Here is a 17,481-nt window from a genome sequence, read left to right as displayed (position 1 = left end):
GGCTCAGTTGGTGAGCAGCAGCTGATCCCGGGCAGGCGCACGCCCTTCCAGCGTGAAGCCGGCCACCGTGCGCGACAGGTGGTGGGCCTGCTCGTTGAGCACGGACGATGCGGCGGTGGACTCCTCCACCAGCGCGGCGTTCTGCTGCGTGGCGCGGTCCATGTCGGCCACGGCCTGGTTGATCTGGCCGATGCCCACGCTCTGCTCGGTCATGGCGCCGTTGATCTCGACAATGATCTGGGAGACGCGCTGGATGCCATCCACGATCTCGCCCATGGTCTGGCCGGCGGCGCGCACGCGGTCCGTGCCCATGGCCACGCTGGCGCCCGAGGCGTCGATCAGGGTCTTGATCTCCTTGGCGGCCGCCGCGCTGCGGTGGGCCAGGCTGCGCACTTCTGCCGCCACCACGGCAAAGCCCCGGCCCTGCTCACCCGCGCGGGCTGCCTCGACGGCGGCATTGAGCGCCAGGATGTTGGTCTGGAAGGCGATGGCGTCGATGACGCCGATGATCTCTCCGATCTTGGACGAGGCCTTGGAGATGTCGTCCATGGTGCTCACGGCGCTGCCCACCACGTCGCCGCCCTTGGTGGCCGAGCTGCTGGCCGACTGGGCCAGGCGCGTGGCCATGGCGGCCGCCTCGGCCGACTGGCGCACATTGGCCGTCAGCTGCGACAGCGAGGCCGAGGTCTCCTGCAGGCTGCTGGCCGAGGACTCGGTGCGGTTGGACAGGTCCAGGTTGCCCAGCTTGATCTCGTCGGTGGCGGTCTTCATGGACTCCACGCCGTTGCGCACATCCTTGAGCACGGTGCCGATCTGCTCGACGAAGCCGTTGAAGGACGAGGCGATCTGCGCCACTTCGTCATTGCCCGACACCGGCAGGCGCTGCGTCAGGTCGCCGCCGCCCGAGCCGATCTTGTCCATGGCGTCGCGCACCTGCGACAGGCGCCGGAAGGACTGTGCCGTCAGCGCCGCCGCCACGGCCGTGGCCAGGCAGGCCAGCAGCACGATGGCAATGGCCAGCGTCTTGAGCACGCTTTGCAGGCCGGTCGTGGCCTCGGCCTTGTCCAGCGCCACCACCAGCAGCCAGTCCGTGCCCTGCACCGGGCGGGCCTTGAGCAGCTTGGCGCTGCCGCCCAGGTTCACTTCCAGCGGTGCCGTGGCGCTGGCCAGCGCGGTCAGCGCAGCCGGCGTCAGCAGCTCGGAGAGGTCGGAGGTGGGCTTGAGCAGCAGCTTGGCATCGGCATGCGCCAGCACCTGGCCGTCACGGCTGACCACAAAGCCCAGGCTGCCGGGCGTGGGGCGGATGGCCGAGACCACCTCGCGCACGCCCTCCAGCGGCACGGCGCCGCTGATCACGCCCTGCAGCGCGCCGCCGCGCAGCATGGGCGCCACGAAGGCCACATAGGGCACGCCCGTGGTGGAGTCGCCATAGGGCTTGGTCAGCGTCAGCTTGCCGGCCTGCACGGCGCTCTTGTACCAGGGGCGGGCCGTGGGGTCGTAGTCGGGCGGGGTGCTGGTGGTGGACTTGAAGGTCTTGTCCTGCCAGCCCACCGTGGTGATGGGAAAGCCGCTGGCCTGGCCCATGTGGGCGGCAAAGCCCTGCGGGTCGCCATGCTCGATCACGGCGGCGGCGGCGCTGACGGCGCGCGCCTTGGAGGCCACCCACTGGTCGATGGCCATGGTGTTGCCTGCGGTGATGGCATCCAGGTCCTGTTCGATGGTCTGGAACGTGCTGCCGCGGACGATGTGGTACGTGGCGGCCCCCGTGATGGCAAGGGCGCCGACCACGGTGGCTGTGCTGATGGCAAGGATCTTGGAGCGAAGGGTCTGGAGCATGGCGCGGCAAGGGAAGACTGAGGACTCCGCAAGCCGCGATGGCCGGGCATGCGGCCCTGTCATTAACGCACAATTTGTTTCATTCTTGACGACATGCCAACCCTGGGATGGCGTGCACCAACTTGCGCTCAACACCTGTCATAGAGGCATTTGCTGCAGTGCACCATTGCAGTGCGGCATGACATGTTGCTGTAACGCAACCGTCGCGGGACTTTCATGGCGGCTTTCCACAATGGCGGCACGCAGGCAAACCGAGTGGCACAGGCAGGTCACCGACTGCGTCCAACATGACGAGGAAGGCGGGCATATGGACGTTCTTGACACCCTTCGCAACGCGGCGATCGACGTCGCCAAGCCCCCGCTTTCCGCGCTTCTCCAGCCACCCCAGGCCGCAGACAAACCGCTGCGGCTGGACGTGCGCTGGGCCCGGCACCTTGACGAAGTGCGACAGGTGCAGCGCCTGCGCCACGCGGTGTTCGCCGCCGAGATGGGCGCCGTGCTGCAGACGCCGCTGGCCGGGCACGACATCGACGCCTTCGACGACTTCTGCGAGCACCTCATGGTCTGCGACGCCGACCGGGGCGTGGTCATCGGCACCTACCGCCTGCTCACGCCCACCCAGGCGCTGCGCGCCGGGGGCCTGTACTCCGACCAGGAATTCGACCTCGCCCCGCTGCACGCCTGGCGCCCGCGCATGGTGGAGCTGGGCCGCAGCTGCGTGCATGCATCGCACCGCCAGGGCGGCGTGATCCTGGCGCTGTGGGGCGCCCTGGCCGAATTCATGCAGCGCAACCAGCTGGACGCCATGGTCGGCTGCGCCAGCATTCCCATGCAGTACCCCGGCCTGGCCCATGGCGAGGGCCCGGCGCGCGTCTGGCAGCAACTGCGCCAAACCCATCTGGCCGAGCCCGAGCTGCAGGTGCGTCCCCGCGTGGCCCTGCCCGAGGAGCTGGCATCCGTCAGCACCAGCGGCATGAGCGTGGAGCCGCCCGCGCTGATTCAGGGCTATCTGCGCACGGGGGCCAAGGTGCTGGGCGCGCCGGCCTGGGACAGCGACTTCAACACGGCAGACCTGCCCATCATGATGCGCATGCAGGACCTGCCTTCGCGCTACATGCGCCTGTTCACGCGGCGTGGCTGAGGCCGTCCCGGCGCTTGGGGGAATCGGGGGATTTTCGGAAAGAGAGGGCGGATCCGGCTTCTTGTGCAGTGAGCCGGACCGTGATGTGCATCACAGGGCTGTCACAAAGACCGTGCATGATGCTGGATGTGGGCTGAAGCAGACACCCGGACGGAGGCAGGTAACCTGCACCGGACTGACCGGGCCTTGGTCCACGCCAATTGCAGGCCGCAGCCTTTCAGGGGCTGCGGCCTTTTTCATGGGCAATTCCTGAGCTACCGGGCAGCGGCTGGGGCATCGGCCAGCAGGCGCTGGTGCTCGATCTTCACGCAGCGGTCCTGCACGGTCCACAGGCCTGCAGCGCGGGCCAGTTCCAGGGCTTTGTCGTTGACCACGCCCAATTGCAGCCACAGGCAGCGCGCGCCGATGGCAACGGCCTCGGCGGCCAGCGGCGGGATGTCCTCGCTCTTTCGGAAGCAATCGACCATGTCGATGCGCAGGCCCTGGGCAGCCAGCGCGGCCGCAGCGTCGGCCAGGCTGGCATGGACGGGCTCGCCCAGGATGCGTCCGCCTTCGCGTGCGACCACGGGGTTCACGGGAACGATGCGGTAGCCGTGGCACTGCATGTATTGCGAGGCCTGGTGGCTGGGCCGGTCGGGCTGCGGCGACAGGCCGACCACGGCCAGGGTGCGGCACTGCACGAGGATGTCGCGCAGGCGGGAGTCTGTGGCTGTATCACTCATGCGCCGCAGTGTACGCAGCGCATGCGGATCAGGCCGGCTGCACTGTCGCGGCCGCAGCATGGCGGCGGCGCAGCACCAGGCCCCAGGCCAGGCCCAGCACGGCGGCCGTGGCCGACGCCATCAGTACCCCCAGCTTGGCGGCATTGAGCAGGGCCTCGCTGTCAAAGGCCAGCGTGGCGATGAAGATGGCCATGGTGAAGCCAATGCCTGCCAGCAGGCCGGCCAGCAGCGCGTCGCCCCAGCCCATGCCCGGCGGCAGCGCGCACATCCGCAGGCGTACGGCCAACCAGCAGCTGAGCAGCACGCCCAGCGGCTTGCCCAGCACCAGGGCCAGGGCCACGCCCCACATCACGGCCGACGTGCCCGCCACATCAATGCCAGCGGTGCCCGCGCCCTGCAGCGGCACGCCGGCATTGGCCAGCGCAAACAGGGGCATCACGCCAAAGGCCACCCAGGGATGCAGGTCCGCCTGCACGCGCTCCACGGGCGCGGCGCTTTCGCGGCCTGCCAGTGCGTGCACGGGTGTCACCAGGCCCAGCACCACGCCGGCCAGCGTGGGATGGGCGCCGGTCTGCCAGATGCCCCACCAGAGCACGGCGCCCGGCAGCACATAGGCCCAGGCGCGGCGCACGCCCAGCGACTGCAGCAGGAACACGCCGGCCAGGCCGGCGGCGGCCACCAGCAGCTGGCTCCATTGCAGCCCGCCCGAATAGAACAGCGCAATGATGAGCACGGCCACCAGGTCGTCGATGATGGCCAGCGCCAGCAGGAACACGCGCAGCGCGGGCGGCAGGCCCCGGCCCAGCAGGGCCAGCACGCCCATGGCAAAGGCGATGTCGGTGGCCGTGGGCACGGCCCAGCCATTGCGCAGCGGCGGCGCGGCATTGAAGGCCAGGAAGATCAGGGCCGGCGCCGCCACGCCGCCCAGCGCGGCCATCACGGGCAGCAGCGCCTGGCGCGGCTGGGCCAGTGCGCCGGAATGCATCTCGCGGCGTATCTCCATGCCGACCACGAGAAAGAACACGCTCATCAGCGCATCGTTGACCCAGAAATGCAGGGATTGCGACAGCTGCCACGGGCCCAGGCCCAGGCTCAGCGGCGTGTGCCACAGCGCCTCATAGGAGCCGGCCCAGCCGGAGTTCGCCCAGAGCAGGGCGGCGGCCGCTGCCAGCAGCAGCACGATGCCGCCCGCAGCCTCGGCATGGGACCAGCGGGACAGGAAGGCGCCGACGCGATCGGCGAAAGACAGGAAAAGGGGCGTGCGCGGGCCGGACGGCCGCGGGGTCGTGTAGGTGTTCATGTGCAAAGCAGCAAAGGGGCCTTGCGGCCCCGGTGCGCAGGCGGCCCGACCTGCGCTATCAACACCTGTCCTGCCGCCCCATGCGGTCTGGACACCCAGCCGACATTATAAAAGAAGCCCCCACGCTCCCTTTGCTGCGCAAGGTCCGCTGCCCCCCGAGGGGGCCGCTTTTTGCCTTGGGGCGGCCCGGCGGCAAAAAATCGGCGGCCGGGACCCTTGCCCAAAACCCTGCGGATTCAGGGCCTGGGCGGCTCATTGCGCGCAACGCATTCGGCCAGCAGCCCCAGCGAGGACAGCGCAATCATGAAGACCAGGAACACATAGGCCGCCGTTGCCACGCCCAGGCTCATGCTGAAGCCCCATTGCAGCACCGAGCAGGCCATGCCGGTCTGCGGATACATCGCCGTGCATTGCGATGCGGCGGGCATGTGCACGTACCAGGTGACGGCGATGAACATGGCGCCCGCCACCATGGCGGCATTGCCCCAGGGATGGGTCTGCGGGTGGTAGAGCGCATAGATCAGCGCCACGGGAACGGCCAGGCCCCAGGCGAACATCATCAGCCAGCTGAACACCGGCGAGACCGCCAGGATGGACTGCAGCCACTCCATCTTGGGCAACCCGTTGACGAAGCCCAGCAGGTCCCACACAAAGGGCAGGACGATCCCCGCCACGGCCAGGCTGGCAAGCCCCAGCGCCAGCAGCAATCCCTTGCCGCGTGAACGATGGTGCACCCCCGAAGGGTGCGAATGGGTGATCAGTGCATGCATGGCCCACCTCCTGTGTCGTGCAGGGCGGGCAGTTGCCGCGCGGGCGGGTCTCCGGAGTCGGGCGGCAGCCGCGGCGCCTAGCGTTCGGATTGCGGTATTCCCCGGATGCATCCAGTCTAGGACGGCGTGCGCTGCAACAAATGTAGGCCTGGGACCTACCCAAAATCGGGGTTTGTCCCAGGAGGGCGTGCCGTCAAAGCGCGGCCAACGCCCCCAGTACCTCGTTCTTCGATAGCAGCTCGCTGAGCACCACCGGGGGCTTGCCCGGCGCATGCAGCACATAGACGGGCACGCCGCTGCGGCCCAGTTGCTGCAGCGCAGCGGTGATGGCCGGGTCGCGCCGCGTCCAGTCGGCGCGCAGCAGGGTCACGCCGTGCTTGTCGAAGGCGGCCAGCACCTCCTCATGGTTGAGCGTGGTGCGCTTGTTGACCTGGCAGGTCACGCACCAGGCGGCCGTGTAGTCCACGAACACGGGCTTGCCCGCCGCCTGCAGCTCGGCCACGCGGGCGGCCGACCAGGGCTGCCAGCGCTCGCCTGCAGCGGACGCAATGCCCGTGCCCTCGGCCTGGGCAGGCGTGGTGATCAGGGGCGCGGTGGTGGCCAGCAGCGCGCCTGCCAGCACCACGGCCAGCGTGGCCAGCACGGCCCGCGTGCGGCCCTTGAGCGTCAGCGTCCAGACCAGGGCGCTGAAGGCCAGCAGCAGGGCCAGCAGCGCGGTGGCAGCGTCGATGCCGCTCTGGTGCCCCAGCACCCAGACCAGCCAGACCACGGTGGCGAACATGGGGAAGGCCATGGCGCGGCGGAAGGTATCCATCCAGGCGCCCGGGCGCGGCAGCCAGCGCACCACGGCGGGGACGAAGCTGGCCAGCAGATAGGGCAGGGCCATGCCCAGGCCCAGGGCGGCGAACACCGTCAGCGCCTGCAGGGCCGGCATGTCGATGGCAAAGCCCAGCGAGGCGCCCATGAACGGCGCCGTGCAGGGCGAGGCAATGGCCACGGCCAGCACGCCGGACAGAAAGGCATCGGCCACCGGATGGCGCGCATGGGCCGCAGCCCAGCGGCCGGGCAGCATGGAGCCGAACTCGAACAGGCCTGCCAGGTTCAGCCCCAGCAGCGTGAACAGGGCTGCCAGCAGGGCCACGATGGCCGGCGACTGCAGCTGAAAGCCCCAGCCCAGCTGCTCGCCTGCCGCGCGCAGGGCCAGCAGCAGTCCGCCCAGGGCCAGGAAGGACAGGACCACGCCCGCCGTATAGGCCAGCCCGCCCAGGCGCTGGGCGCGGCGGTCCTGTCCATGGCGTGCAAAGCCCAGGATCTTGATGGCCAGCACCGGGAAGACGCAGGGCATGAGGTTCAGGATCAGTCCACCCACCAGGCCACCGAGCAGGGCCATCCACAGGCTGGTGGCGCTGGCAGCAGGCGCAGCGGCCTGGTTGGCCGCCAGGGCGGCGGCCAGTGCGGGGGAAACGCTGGCCATGGCGGCAGCCGTCCAGCGGCCCTCGACCGGGGCCTCGGCGCGCCAGGCCACGGGCTGGCCCTGCTCCAGCGCTGCGGCGCGCTCGGCGGGTGGCAGGGCCAGAACCACGGGCAGTTTGGCCGGAGTGTCGCCACGCATGTCGGACAGGGGCAGCTCGGCCACCCAGGCCGCGCCGTCCCAATGCTGCTGCCAGTCCTTGCCCAGTTCTGCCGCGTGGTGGAAGGTGTCGGAAGATTCGGGATAGAAGTCCAGCGTGCGGCCATGCAGGGATTCCGGCAGGCCCTCGATGCGCAGCTGCACGCGCTCGTCGGGCGTCCTGCCTTGTGCGGCAGGCTGGCTGGCCGGCACCACCTTGGCCTGTGCTGGCGCAGACAGTGCCTGGGGCTTGAGCGCCCAGGCCTGGGTGAAGGCCTGTCCCTGGCCTGCCGTGCTGCCCTGCACGGGCAGCTGCAGCTGGAAATCGCCTTCCTCGGGAATGCACTCCACGCGGCAGACCAGCCAATTCGCATGCAGGCGCAGGTCCAGCATGCCGGACGCGGGCGGCTTGAAGTCGGCGGCCACCTGCACGGGCACGGGCAGCAGCACCTGGCCCTCATAGCCGTAGTTGAGCAGCGGGCCCACGCGCAGCGCCTCGGGCACGGGCCACTGGATCTCGCCAGCCGTCAGGCCTGCAGGCAGCTGCCAGTTCAACTCGGTGGCCAGGCCGGAGTCACCGGCGTTCTTCCAGTAGGTATGCCATTCGGGCTGGTGGGTGATCAGCAGGCCCAGCCACAGCGTCTGGCCGGGTTGAACGCCTTCGGGTGCCTGGGCCACGAGCTCGGCCCGCACGCGTGGCGTGTCCACGGCCGCGGCCGCGGCCGCCCCGCTGCCGGTCTTCAGGCGCAGCTGCGCGCCGGCAGGGGTGGCAAGCAGGCTGGCGGCGGCAAGGAAAAAGGCGAGGAGCCAGAAGGCGAGGTGCTGGGGGGCAGTGTGGCGAAGAGGTGGTTGGTGCGGCATGGCGGACTGTGGGAGCCAGGGGCATGGTCTTTGGTTCCCCCGGCTGCAGGCTGCGATGGTAGCGGGCCGTCCAGAGAGATCGCCTGTGGCCGGCTGCAGGACGATTGGCAAAAGATATCGTTGCATAGGCGCTTGGTATTGGACAGGCGATATGTCCGTTGCCCATCATGGACCGGCCACCCATCCGGGATAGAGCAACACAAGGAGACAAGCCATGCAGGAGACATCTCGCCGCCACTTCCTGGCCGCTGGCGCGGCAGCGGCCGCAGCCTGGGGACTGCCGCAGCACGCAAGCGCGGCCGCCGCCTATCCCGACAAGTCCGTGCGCGTGATCGTGCCCTTTCCTGCCGGTGGCACCACCGACGTGGTGGCGCGGCTGGCCATGCAAAAGCTCGGGGAGCTGACCGGCCAGTCCTTCGTGGTGGACAACAAGGGCGGTGCCAACGGCGTCATCGGCACGGAACTGGCCGCCCGCGCTGCGCCCGATGGCTATACCCTGCTGATGAACACGGCCGGCGCGCAGACCCTGAGCCCCGTGCTCTACAAGACCAGCTACGAGGCGCTGTCCAGCTTCGAGCCCATCAGCCATCTGTGCGACGTGGGCTTCGTCCTCATCGCACGCAAGGACCTGCCCGTGAACAGCCTGCAGGAGCTGGTCGCCATGGCCAAACAGGGCAGGCCGTTGAGCGTGTCCTCGGGCAGCAGCATGATTTCGCTGATCACCGAGCAGTTCAAGAAGGTGATTGGCGCGCCGGGCATCGTCAACGCCCAGTACAAGGGCACGGCGCCGCAGATGCAGGCCGTGGTGGCGGGCGAGGTGGATTTCTCGTTCGACTCCTTCACCTCGGTGGAGATGATCCGCACGGGCAAGGTCAAGGCGCTGGCCGTGCTGCTGCCCCAGCGCGCCGAAGTCTTTCCCCAGGTGCCCACCATCAAGGAGGCCGGCGTGGACGGCATGGGCTTCAGCTCCTGGTCGGGCCTGCTGGCGCCCAAGGGCACGCCCCGCGACATCGTGGCCCAGCTCGCGCAGCAGATGGACAAGGTCATGCAGATGCCCGACGTGCTGGCCAAGCTGCGCAGCTACAGCTATGTGCCGCGCCGGGGAACGCCCGAGGAGTTCGCGCGGCTGATCGAGTCGGACAACGAGCGTTGGAAACGCATCGTCAAGGAATCCAACTTCAAGGCCGAGTGAGGAGGGCTCCGGCAGCCCATGGATGGCCCTAATATCGGGCCATGCAAGACTCCCCGCCCGAACAGATATCCCCCGGCGCCTGGCCTTCCCGCTGGTGGGCCGAGGCCTCTGCACGCGACTTTGCGCAGGCCCAGGCCAGCGGCCTGGCTGCCGAAACCATCGCCGTGCTGCCCGTGGCCGCCGTGGAGCAGCACGGTCCGCACCTGCCGATGTCCGTCGACGCCCGCCTGCTGCAGGGCGTGATCGATGCGGCCCTGCCGCTGCTGCCGCCCGAGCTGCCCGCGCTGTTCCTTCCCCCGCAGAACATCGGCTTCAGCGTGGAGCACCAATCCTTTGCCGGCACGCTGACGCTGTCGCCCGCCACGGTGATCGCGCTGTGGACCGAGCTGGGCGCCTGCGTGGCGCGGGCCGGCGTGCGCCGGCTGCTGCTGCTCAACGGCCATGGCGGACAGGTCAGCGTGATGGACATCGTGGCGCGCGAGCTGCGCATGCGCCATGGCCTGCTGGTCTACAGCAGCAGCTGGTTCGGCCTGGTGGACGATGCGGCCAATGCGCAGTTCAGCGCGCATGAGCACCGCTTCGGCATCCATGGCGGCGAGGTGGAGACGTCGATGATGCTGCACCTGGCGCCGGAGACCGTGCGCATGGAGCATGCGCGGGACTTTCATTCCACTTCGGAGGATAGGGCGCAGCGGCATGCCTTGCTGGGCAATGGGCGAAGCGCCAAGATGGGCTGGGCCATCGAGGACTACAACGTTTGCGGGGCGGTGGGGAATGCTGCGGGGGCTACGGCCGAGCGGGGGGCTTTGATGGTGGAGGCTTCGGCTCGGGGGCTGGTGCGGTTGTTGTCCGAGATGGTTGCGCTGCCTGCGGATACTGTGGGGCGGGCGCCGGAGCCGTTGTAGGTTTGTTGCGGGGGCGTTTTTGGACCCTGCCGGGTGGTGGTTTTGCGAGGCCGGGATTCGGCCCGGCGGCCGACCTACTTTCTTGCCGCGCAGCAAGAAAGTAGGCAAAGAAATGCGCCCGAATGTCCGCGACCCCTTCGCTGCGCTGCGGGGCCACCTGCGTCGTGGCGGCTGCGGGGTTCGCCGTGAAACTCACTTCGCGCTGCGCGCTACGTTCAAACATCACGGCGAGTCAGTTGACGAAGCAGTCCTGTCCTTCGGCAGGACTGCAACCCCGCAACCGCCACGACGCAGGCGCTGACATACGGGGAGTTGTTGCGGGCCTTTGCTTCGCTCGGCCTATTGCTTTATTGCTTGGGGATCTTGGCTTGGACGATCACGTCGCCCCAGCGCTTGATTTCCGACTGCAGCAATTGCGCGGTCTGCTCGGGCGTGCTGGCTTGGGCCTGCACGTTCATTTCGCGCAGTTTCTGCGTGACTTCGGGAGAGTTCACGGCGGCGGCGATTTCCTTGTTCAGGCGGGCGATGATTTCCGGAGGGGTCTTGGCGGGGGCGGCCAGGGCGTTCCAGGAGGAGGCGACGAAGCCCTTGACGCCTGACTCCTGGGCCGTGGGCACGCCGGGCAGCAGGGCCGAGCGCTTGTCGCCGGTGATGGCCAGCAGGTTGACGGCCTTGGAGTTGATCTGGCCCATGATGGGCGTGAGGATTTCCACGGCCGCGTCGATCTGCTTGCCGCGCAGGGCCGTGACCACGGCGGGGGTGCCGTTGAAGGGCACGATCTGGGCGTCGATGCTGGCGGTGGTCTTGAACAGTTCGGCCGCCAGATGCTGGGTGCTGCCGATGGCGATGCTGCCGATGTTGAGCTTGCCGGGGTTGGCCTTGGCCCAGGCCACCAGCTCGCCCAGGTTCTTGAAGCGCGAGTCGCTGGCGGTGAGCACGCCGATGTCGAAGTAGCCCAGGGTGGAAATCGGCGTGAAGTCCTTGACCATGTCGAAGGGCAGCTGGTTGAACAGCCCCACGGTGACGGCACTGCCGTTGGACATGAGGAACAGCGTGTGCCCGTCGGGCGCGGACTTGGCCACGGTGTCGGCCGCGACGATGCCGCCTGCGCTGGGCTTGTTGTCGATGATGACGGGCTGGCCCAGCTGCGAGGCCAGTTTTTGCGCGACGACGCGCGAGGTGACGTCGGCCACGCCGCCTGCGCCAAAGGGCACGACGATGCGGATGGGCTTGTTCGACAGGGGCTGGGCCTGGCTGGTGATGGCGGCCAGCAGCAGGGCCGCGCAGGCCAGGGCGCTGCGCGTGAAACGGCGTTTGTTCATGGGTCTTTTGTCTCCTGGCCGGCGAGTTTGGCGCAAAAGCGCAGGCCGGCCCAGAGCGCCCGTGTTCTGGCTGCTATGCCTTGGCGCGATAGCTGTGTGACAGCCTTGCCGGTGCCGTATCAGGCGTGCGTGATCCAGCTGCGGTGCTCGTCCGTGTCCAGGTGGTTGAGCGTGTTGAAGGTCTGCAGCATCAGGCGCTTGGGGCTGGTGGTGAACTCGGTCACGGCGCTGTTGCGGATGCGCATGTTCAGCGCAATGGTGACCTCGGGCGAGGTGCCCAGCACATGGCCCACGGCCGTGGAGATGGGGCCGCCGCTGCTGACCAGGAGCACGTTTTCGTCGGCATGCTCGTGGCGCACGCGCTCCAGCACCTGGCGCACGCCGCCCGAGAAATCATCCCAGCTGGGCATGCCTTTGGGGCTGATGGTGCCGGCCATCCACTGGGCCAGGGCATCGCACAGCAGGCGGAAGTGGTGGCGGTACAGCTCGGGTGTGTCGGGCTTGGGCAGGGGCGCCGGATGAATGGCCTGCAGCAGCGCTCCGCTGTCGTATTCATCGAGGCCTGCAAGCACCTGGGTGCGGTGCTGCTCGGCAGGCAGGCTGCCCAGGCCGTCGGCGATGCCTGCCAGCGTCTGCGCATGGCGGCGCAGCGTGCCCGTGTAGACCGCGTCGAAGCGCAGGCCGCGCTCTCGCCAGTAGGCACCCAGCCTTTGCGACTGCGCCGTGCCGCGCTCGCTGAGCTGGTCGTAGTCTTCGGCACCAAACGAGGCCTGGCCATGGCGCACAAGATAGAGGGTTCCCATGGCGCGGATTGTGGCCAGCGCCGGCGCTGGCGTTTGTCCTGCGGGCGACTGGCTGCCGCCTTGGCGACAGATTCCGGCAACCCGGCAGGCCCTACAGCAGCACCTGGCCGCTTACGCACTCCACGACATGGCCGCCTATCCACAGCGCGCCCTGCGCGTCCTCGCTGACGTGGACGCGCCCGTCGCGCCCCACGCAGCAGCCCTGGCTGGCGATGTAGGGCGCATGCAGCAGACCTTCGCCGCGCAGCCACAGGGCCAGACTGGCGTTGAGGCTGCCGGTGACGGGGTCTTCAGTGACGCCGACGGGGCTGGCGAAGCCGCGCACTTCCAGGCTGGGGGCGGCATCCGTCTGGGCTGCGGCTGGCCGCTGGCCCGTGGCAAAGGCGCGGGCCTCGCGGCTGCTGCGGCCGATCAGTGCCGGTGCATCTTGCGCGCTTTCGTACAACGCGCAGGCGCCCACCTTGGTGTTCAGCGCCTTGAGCCTTGCATGGTCGGGCTCCAGCGACAGCACCTGGTCGGGATGCTCGAAGAGCACGCCCATCCAGCGCGGGCCGTTGTCCAGCCAGGCCGCACGCAGGATCTGGCCGCGTTCTGCGCCCAGCGCGGCCGCCACGTCATCCAGCAGGCCGGGCTCCACGTCGCTGATGTCGGTGGACGGTGCCTGGAAGGCCAGGCGCCCGTCCTGGCGCTCGATGCCGATCAGCCCCTTGGCGCACTCCTGCACGATGCGCTGGGCCTGCTGCGGCACGCCGCCCTGCGCCAGCCAGGCATGGCAGCTGCCCAGCGTGGGATGGCCAGCAAAGGGCAGCTCGCCGCCCGGCGTGAAGATGCGCACGCGGTAGTCGGCGCCTGCAGCGCGGCCGGCCTCGGTTGGCGGGAGCACGAAGGTGGTCTCGGACAGATTGGTCCAGGCCGCGAAGGACTGCATCTGCGCATCGGTCAATCCGGTGGCGTCGAGCACGACGGCCAGCGGATTGCCCAGGTAGGGCCGTGCCGTGAACACATCCACGGTCATGAAGGGGCGCTGGCGGGAGACGTATGCAGGTGTCATGGCAATGGGCAGATGGAAGGGAGGATGGAAAAGCCGACAGCAAGCCGGACTTTGGTTCGACTGCGTGTCGGCTTCCCCCTGGCCCAAGCAGGTAACTGGCCCAAACACCAGGGACGCCGAGCAAGAGCCGCCTCACGGCGGGGGCGCCTAGCCGAGGGCGTCGTCCCCCTCCCTTGCGAAGCAAGTAGAGAGGGGGAAGCGGCGCTAGCCGCTCAGGGGGTGGTTTACATCGTGGAGCGGATGGCGTCGGCCAGGGCGGCGATGCCCTTGTCGATCTGCTCGGCCGACACCGTCACGTAGGACAGGCGCAGCGTGTTGGCCTGGGGCTCGTCCGCGTAGAACGGCGCGCCGGGCACGAAGGCCGTGCCGCGTTCCACGGCGGCGGGCAGCAGCTTTTGCGCATCCATGCCCTTGGGCAGGCGAACCCACAGGAACATGCCGCCCACGGGACGGGTCCACTGCACGTCCAGGCCGGCCATTTCGCGTTCCAGCGCGGCCAGCATGGCGTCGCGCTGGCGCTTGTACATGGCGCGGATGGTGGGCACATGGCGGTCCAGGAAGCCGTCCTTGATGACCTCGGAGACCACGCGCTGGTTGAAGCCCGGCGTGTGCAGGTCGGCCGCCTGCTTGGCCTGCAGCAGCTTGTTGTAGACGGACTTGGGCGCCACCAGGAAGCCGATGCGCAGGCCCGGGGCCAGCACCTTGGAAAACGAGCCCAGGTAGATCACGCCTTCGGGGTTGCGCGCGGCCAGCGGCAGGGCGGGAGCCTGCTCGAACCACAGGTCGCCGTAGGGGTTGTCCTCGATCAGCGGGATGTTGAGTTCGCGCGCCTTGTCCACCAGGGCCTGGCGGCGTGCCTCGGCCATGGTGCGGCCGGTGGGGTTCTGGAAGTTGGGCAACACGTAGGCCAGGCGGGCCTTGTCGGCGCCGGTGCCGGCCTTGGCGGCGAAGTCCTCGACGAGGATGCCGTCGTCATCGCTGTCCACGCCCACGGGAATCGGTTCCTGCGGTGCAAAGGCCTGCAGCGCGCCCAGGTAGGTGGGCTTTTCGACCAGCATGCGGCTGCCACGGTCCAGGAAGACCTTGCCGATCAGGTCCAGCGCCTGCTGCGAGCCGGTGGTGATCAGCACCTGGTCGGGGTCCACTTCCCAGGGCAGGAAGTCGGCCACGGCCTGGCGCAGGGGGCGAAGCCCTCGCTGGTGGCGTACTGCAGGGCCGAGGCGCCATCGCGCTGCATCACGGTCTGGCAGGCCTGGGTGAACTCGTCCAGCGGGAAGGCCAGCGGCGAGGGCAGGCCGCCCGCCATGCTGATGATGCCGGGACGGTCGGTGAGCTTGAGGATTTCGCGGATGGCGGAGGGGTTCATCTTGGCAGCACGGTCTGCCAGCGTCCAGGTCGTCATAAAAAAAACAGTTCCAGGTCTTGCGGTGCCCGCCATGCGGGCGGGCTGGTATGGATTGCCATGCCGTCGTGGGGCACGGGCCGGCCGCATGTGAAGAGCGGAGTGCGGATAGTGCGCTCGCTCTTGCGCCGGCAATGAGGGTATTTTGTCGCGGGCGTGAAGGGTCTGCGCATCCTCCCTTCAATAGCTGGGCAGGCCAGTACGGCCTTTGCCTGGGCGTGGGTGGAGGACCCTCATGCGGCCACCATCCATATCGCCGTCAGCGCCAGCATGGTCGCCATGGCACGGTTGAACCACAGCAGCCTGCGTCCCTGGGCCAGCCAGTGGCGCAGCAGTGCGCCCACGCAGGCATACAGCAGATTGCTGAAAAAGGCATAGGCGGCCATGACGGGCAGCACCACGGTCAGGCGCTCGGTCAGGTCGTCGCGCCCGGCCAGCCAGCCGGCCACGATGGCCAGGGCCAGCAGCCAGGCCTTGATGTTCACGAATTGCAGTCCCACGCCCTGCCAGAAGCCCACCTGCAGCTGCTGCGGCGATTGCAGCGAAGCCATCTGCGCGCTGCGGCTCAGGCGCCAGGCCATCCACAGCAGGTAGCCGATGCCGGCGGCCTTGACCAGCCACAGCAGCAGCGGCGCCGCGACAATGGCCGCGCCCACGCCGGCCGTGCTCAGCACCAGCAGCACGCACCAGCCCACGGGCACGGCCAGGACGAAGCGCAGCGCCGGGCGCAGGCCGTGGTTGGCGGCCAGGGCCGTGGACAGCGTGGTGTTGGGACCGGGGCTGAAGCTCATGGAAGCGGCGAGCAGCAGCAAGGCGGTGAGTTCGGACGGTGGCATGAGGCGGTGGCCCCGAAGGTCTCCATACAGGCGGCAGGGGCTGTTGGGGAGGAGGGCACGGCAGGCCTTCTCCGCAGCACGAATGCATGAAATATAGGTGCAAGACCTGTACAGTTCCAATACAGTTGGACCCTCAATTGCATGTTCTGTATTGGTGCCTATCCCGATACAGTGACTTTCTGGTGACCCATTCGTAGCCGTTTCCGTATGACCGTTCCCCTCTCGCGGCTGGCGCCGCAGACCCTGAGCACCCAGCTGGCCGAACGCCTGGGCGAGCGCATCCGCATGCGGCTGCTGCCTGCGGGCGCACGCCTGCCTTCGGTGCGCGAATGCGCGCGCCAGCAGGGCGTGAGCACGCACACGGTGGTGGCTGCCTATGACCTGCTGCAGGCCCAGGGCCTGGTCGAGGCGCGGCCGCAAAGCGGCTTCTTCGTGCGCGACTTCGTGCAGGATGCGCCGCTGCTGCAGCCCGAACAGGCCCGTGCGGTCCCCGCCGAGGAGGCCCCTGGCGTGCCCAAGGGCACGCGCATCAATGCCTCCATGCTGGTGCGCGGCATGTTCCACCAGAGCGTGGGCGGCAGGCCGCAGCCCGGGGCGGGCGTGCTGCCGGCCGAGTGGCTGGAGGCCGGCTTCCTGGCGGCGGCCATGCGCAAGGCCTGCTCGGGCAAGTCCCTGCACGACTCCTGCGTGGGCTACGGCGACCCGTTGGGCGACATCGGCCTGCGCGAGGCACTGTCGCGGCGCCTGGCGCGCCTGGGCATTGCGGCGGCGCCGCAGCACATCATCACCACCATGGGCGCAACGCATGGGCTGGACGTGGTCAGCCGCGCCCTGCTGCAGCCAGGCGACCCGGTGATGGTGGAGGAGCCCGGCTGGGCCGTGGAATTCGCGCGCCTGGCATCGCTGGGCATGCGCGTGCTGCCCGTGCCGCGCGGCCCCGACGGGCCGGACCTGGCCGTGATGCAGCGCTACTGCGAAAGCTGCGCACCCAAGCTCTACGTCAGTGTGAGCGTGCTGCACAACCCCACCGGCTACAGCCTGTCACCGGCCAGCGCCCACGAGGTGCTGCAGCTGGCGCGGCGATTCGGCTTCTACGTGGTGGAGGACGATACCTATGGCGAGATCGCGCCCGACCACGCCGCGCGCATGACCGTGCTGGACCGCCTCAGCCACAGCATCTATGTGAGCGGCTTCGCCAAACTGCTGGCGCCCAACTGGCGCGTGGGCTACCTGGCGCCCCCGCCCGCCCTGGTGGAGCGCCTGGTGGACACCAAGCTGCTGTCCACGCTCACCACCCCCTCGCTGATGGAACGCGCCCTGGCCCACTGCATGGACCAGGGCCAGCTGCGCCGCCATGCCGAGCGCCTGCGCCAGCACCTGGCCCAGGCCCGCATGCGCAGCGTGGCACTGGCCCAGCAGGCCGGCGCCCGCTTCGCGGCCGAGCCGGCCGGCATGTTCGGCTGGGTGGACACCGGCGTGGACACCGAAACCCTGGCCCAGCGCCTGCTGGACGCCGGCTACTTCATCGCCCCCGGCGCCATGTTCCACGCGGGCCGCCAGCCCAGCACCTGCATGCGCATCAACTTCGCCACCACGCAGGAACCCGCCTTCTGGCGCATCTTCGAACGCGAAGTCCAGGCCATGCGCGGCAGCGCATAGAAAAGGGAATGGGGCAGGGAAGGGAAACGGCGGAGAGGATCGGCATCGCCCCGCAAATCCAGATCAGACCAG

General features: G+C 68.9%; 13 protein-coding genes and 1 pseudogene. 4 read left to right on the top strand and 10 right to left on the bottom strand.

Going from position 1 to position 17,481, the window contains the following annotated elements:
- Window positions 1–3 precede the first annotated feature (3 nt).
- Window positions 4–1,836, bottom strand: coding sequence for a methyl-accepting chemotaxis protein (locus tag BO996_RS00365; RefSeq protein ID WP_071953737.1), 1,833 nt, complete (start codon window positions 1,834–1,836; stop codon window positions 4–6).
- A 307-nt stretch (window positions 1,837–2,143) separates the two neighbouring features.
- Here BO996_RS00365 and BO996_RS00360 point away from each other — a divergent pair, with 307 nt between their 5' ends.
- Entirely contained in the window at window positions 2,144–2,977 is an 834-nt protein-coding gene (locus tag BO996_RS00360; RefSeq protein WP_065346541.1) for a GNAT family N-acetyltransferase, read from the top strand.
- 254 nt (window positions 2,978–3,231) lie between these two features.
- On the opposite strand, the gene BO996_RS00355 is transcribed toward BO996_RS00360, so the two are convergent.
- From BO996_RS00355 to BO996_RS00340, 4 genes are all read right to left on the bottom strand, one after another.
- Window positions 3,232–3,699, bottom strand: coding sequence for a CoA-binding protein (locus BO996_RS00355; protein ID WP_071953736.1), 468 nt, complete (start codon window positions 3,697–3,699; stop codon window positions 3,232–3,234).
- Window positions 3,700–3,727: 28 nt separating this feature from the next.
- Window positions 3,728–4,999, bottom strand: a complete 1,272-nt coding sequence (nhaA, locus tag BO996_RS00350; RefSeq protein WP_071953735.1) for a Na+/H+ antiporter NhaA — start codon at window positions 4,997–4,999, stop codon at window positions 3,728–3,730.
- 236 nt (window positions 5,000–5,235) lie between these two features.
- Entirely contained in the window at window positions 5,236–5,769 is a 534-nt protein-coding gene (locus BO996_RS00345) for a hypothetical protein (protein WP_071953734.1), read from the bottom strand.
- 193 nt (window positions 5,770–5,962) lie between these two features.
- Window positions 5,963–8,239, bottom strand: a complete 2,277-nt coding sequence (locus BO996_RS00340; protein ID WP_071953733.1) for a protein-disulfide reductase DsbD family protein — start codon at window positions 8,237–8,239, stop codon at window positions 5,963–5,965.
- Window positions 8,240–8,453: 214 nt separating this feature from the next.
- Between BO996_RS00340 and BO996_RS00335 the strand changes: the two genes are divergently transcribed.
- Window positions 8,454–9,431 carry a Bug family tripartite tricarboxylate transporter substrate binding protein gene (locus tag BO996_RS00335; protein ID WP_071953732.1) on the top strand — a complete coding sequence of 326 codons (978 nt, stop codon included), beginning with the start codon at window positions 8,454–8,456 and terminating at the stop codon, window positions 9,429–9,431.
- Window positions 9,432–9,472: 41 nt separating this feature from the next.
- A complete protein-coding gene (locus tag BO996_RS00330; protein WP_071953731.1) occupies window positions 9,473–10,336 on the top strand; it encodes a creatininase family protein in 864 nt (287 codons plus the stop codon).
- 347 nt (window positions 10,337–10,683) lie between these two features.
- Here BO996_RS00330 and BO996_RS00325 read toward each other — a convergent pair whose 3' ends face one another.
- The 5 genes and pseudogenes from BO996_RS00325 to BO996_RS00305 form a co-directional block, all read right to left on the bottom strand.
- The gene (locus BO996_RS00325; RefSeq protein WP_071953730.1) at window positions 10,684–11,658 is read right to left on the bottom strand and encodes a Bug family tripartite tricarboxylate transporter substrate binding protein; all 975 of its coding nucleotides are present in this window, start codon (window positions 11,656–11,658) and stop codon (window positions 10,684–10,686) included.
- A gap of 119 nt (window positions 11,659–11,777) precedes the next feature.
- A complete protein-coding gene (locus BO996_RS00320) occupies window positions 11,778–12,461 on the bottom strand; it encodes a histidine phosphatase family protein (protein ID WP_071953729.1) in 684 nt (227 codons plus the stop codon).
- A 91-nt stretch (window positions 12,462–12,552) separates the two neighbouring features.
- Window positions 12,553–13,512: a PhzF family phenazine biosynthesis protein gene (locus tag BO996_RS00315; protein ID WP_071953728.1), complete on the bottom strand. Its 960-nt coding sequence runs from the start codon at window positions 13,510–13,512 to the stop codon at window positions 12,553–12,555.
- Window positions 13,513–13,736: 224 nt separating this feature from the next.
- Window positions 13,737–14,914 (bottom strand): annotated as a pseudogene (locus tag BO996_RS00310) (aminotransferase-like domain-containing protein).
- Between the two features lie 233 nt (window positions 14,915–15,147).
- Window positions 15,148–15,750 carry a LysE family translocator gene (locus BO996_RS00305; protein WP_043822593.1) on the bottom strand — a complete coding sequence of 201 codons (603 nt, stop codon included), beginning with the start codon at window positions 15,748–15,750 and terminating at the stop codon, window positions 15,148–15,150.
- 207 nt (window positions 15,751–15,957) lie between these two features.
- Here BO996_RS00305 and BO996_RS00300 point away from each other — a divergent pair, with 207 nt between their 5' ends.
- On the top strand, window positions 15,958–17,409 hold the full coding sequence (locus tag BO996_RS00300) for an aminotransferase-like domain-containing protein (RefSeq protein ID WP_034398015.1): 1,452 nt from the start codon (window positions 15,958–15,960) through the stop codon (window positions 17,407–17,409).
- The last annotated feature ends 72 nt before the right edge of the window (window positions 17,410–17,481 follow it).

It is taken from the genome of Delftia sp. HK171, from assembly GCF_001886655.1.
Lineage (GTDB): Bacteria > Pseudomonadota > Gammaproteobacteria > Burkholderiales > Burkholderiaceae_C > Comamonas > Comamonas acidovorans.
This window is presented reverse-complemented; position numbering and strand designations above follow the sequence as displayed.

Excerpts from the sequence above, each read along its gene's own strand:
- BO996_RS00365 (WP_071953737.1), bottom strand. The coding sequence starts at position 1,836 with ATGCTCCAGACCCTTCGCTCCAAGATCCTTGCCATCAGCACAGCCACC.
- BO996_RS00360 (WP_065346541.1), top strand. The coding sequence starts at position 2,144 with ATGGACGTTCTTGACACCCTTCGCAACGCGGCGATCGACGTCGCCAAG.
- BO996_RS00355 (WP_071953736.1), bottom strand. The coding sequence starts at position 3,699 with ATGAGTGATACAGCCACAGACTCCCGCCTGCGCGACATCCTCGTGCAG.
- nhaA (WP_071953735.1), bottom strand. The coding sequence starts at position 4,999 with ATGAACACCTACACGACCCCGCGGCCGTCCGGCCCGCGCACGCCCCTT.
- BO996_RS00345 (WP_071953734.1), bottom strand. The coding sequence starts at position 5,769 with ATGCATGCACTGATCACCCATTCGCACCCTTCGGGGGTGCACCATCGT.
- BO996_RS00340 (WP_071953733.1), bottom strand. The coding sequence starts at position 8,239 with ATGCCGCACCAACCACCTCTTCGCCACACTGCCCCCCAGCACCTCGCC.
- BO996_RS00335 (WP_071953732.1), top strand. The coding sequence starts at position 8,454 with ATGCAGGAGACATCTCGCCGCCACTTCCTGGCCGCTGGCGCGGCAGCG.
- BO996_RS00330 (WP_071953731.1), top strand. The coding sequence starts at position 9,473 with ATGCAAGACTCCCCGCCCGAACAGATATCCCCCGGCGCCTGGCCTTCC.
- BO996_RS00325 (WP_071953730.1), bottom strand. The coding sequence starts at position 11,658 with ATGAACAAACGCCGTTTCACGCGCAGCGCCCTGGCCTGCGCGGCCCTG.
- BO996_RS00320 (WP_071953729.1), bottom strand. The coding sequence starts at position 12,461 with ATGGGAACCCTCTATCTTGTGCGCCATGGCCAGGCCTCGTTTGGTGCC.
- BO996_RS00315 (WP_071953728.1), bottom strand. The coding sequence starts at position 13,512 with ATGACACCTGCATACGTCTCCCGCCAGCGCCCCTTCATGACCGTGGAT.
- BO996_RS00305 (WP_043822593.1), bottom strand. The coding sequence starts at position 15,750 with ATGCCACCGTCCGAACTCACCGCCTTGCTGCTGCTCGCCGCTTCCATG.
- BO996_RS00300 (WP_034398015.1), top strand. The coding sequence starts at position 15,958 with ATGACCGTTCCCCTCTCGCGGCTGGCGCCGCAGACCCTGAGCACCCAG.